This window comes from Pseudomonas agronomica, from assembly GCF_025917275.1.
Taxonomy (GTDB): Bacteria; Pseudomonadota; Gammaproteobacteria; order Pseudomonadales; family Pseudomonadaceae; genus Aquipseudomonas; species Aquipseudomonas agronomica.
The window spans coordinates 1-628 of the sequence record NZ_JAOSHO010000983.1 but is presented as its reverse complement, the minus strand read 5'-3'; the positions used below and the strand labels follow the sequence as shown (position 1 = coordinate 628).

At 55.7% G+C, this 628-nt stretch carries 1 protein-coding gene and 1 pseudogene; one reads left to right on the top strand and one right to left on the bottom strand.

Going from position 1 to position 628, the window contains the following annotated elements; all coding sequences use genetic code 11:
- Nucleotides 1-73 (bottom strand): annotated as a pseudogene (locus OC610_RS29835) (carbon starvation CstA family protein); the annotation flags it as partial.
- 157 nt (nucleotides 74-230) lie between these two features.
- Here OC610_RS29835 and OC610_RS28505 point away from each other — a divergent pair.
- The gene (locus OC610_RS28505) at nucleotides 231-587 is read left to right on the top strand and encodes a PilZ domain-containing protein (protein ID WP_264433081.1); all 357 of its coding nucleotides are present in this window, start codon (nucleotides 231-233) and stop codon (nucleotides 585-587) included.
- The last annotated feature ends 41 nt before the right edge of the window (nucleotides 588-628 follow it).

Below are 628 nucleotides of genomic sequence, written 5' to 3'. Positions count from 1 at the left end.
CCAGGGCGCACGCACCGACGACGGCCAGCAGTAGCCAAGGCAGATGGCGCAGCGGGCTATTATTGTTGTTCATTTTTATATTCCAGCCAGGGTGGACAAGAAGGTAGCTATTGGAGTTTAGCCGTAACCAGGGCAAAGGCCATACCCGACATTCGTCTGTCAGCGGTCGAACGGTGACGATGTGCAGCCAGTTGGGTCTATAGTCAGTGAATCTCCAGAGGGAATGCGTAATGAGCGAACGTCGCCGCTTCGTACGAGTTGAATTCCATGCCAGGACCGAACTGAGCCAAGGGCCGTTTATCTGGCCGGTAGAGTTACTGGATTTGTCCCTCAAGGGGCTGCTGATTACGAAACCCCAACCCTGGCTTGGCGCCCCCGACCAACCGTTCATGGCCGATATCCATTTGAGCCCTGATGCGGAGATCAAAATGGAAGTTCGGTTGGCCCATGATGATCATAATCACCTGGGCTTCGTCTGCGAGCATATTGATCTGGACTCCATCAAGCATCTGCGTCGGCTGGTGGAATTGAACTTGGGCGACCAGGACGAGCTGCAGCGGGAACTGGCGGCGTTGATCCATATTTGAATGCGCCGCTGATTCCCGGTGGCGAGGGAGCTTGCTCCCGC

What these genes read in the sequence shown, in the direction of transcription:
- OC610_RS28505 (WP_264433081.1), top strand. Translation starts at nt 231, where the DNA reads ATGAGCGAACGTCGCCGCTTCGTACGAGTTGAATTCCATGCCAGGACC.